General features: G+C 54.6%; 1 pseudogene. It reads left to right on the forward strand.

Going from position 1 to position 229, the window contains the following annotated elements:
- Positions 1 to 229: pseudogene (gene pntA / locus QMN38_RS26900) on the forward strand (Re/Si-specific NAD(P)(+) transhydrogenase subunit alpha); the annotation flags it as partial.

Here is a 229-nt window from a genome sequence, read left to right on the forward strand (position 1 = left end):
CGACCGGAAGAAAAAGAACAAGTTCAGAGTATGGGCGCTGAGTTCCTTGAGCTGGACTTTAAATAAGAAGCGGGCAGCGGCGATGGCTACGCCAAAGTGATGTCCGAAGCGTGTATTAAAGCGGAGATGGAGCTGTTCGCCGCTCAGGCAAAAGACGTCGACATCAGCGTTACTACCGCGCTGATCCCAGGGAAGCCTGCGCCGAAGCGGATCACTCGAGAGATGGTTG

This window comes from Citrobacter sp. R-1.5.2 (genome assembly GCF_035064245.1).
Classification (GTDB): Bacteria; Pseudomonadota; Gammaproteobacteria; order Enterobacterales; family Enterobacteriaceae; genus Citrobacter.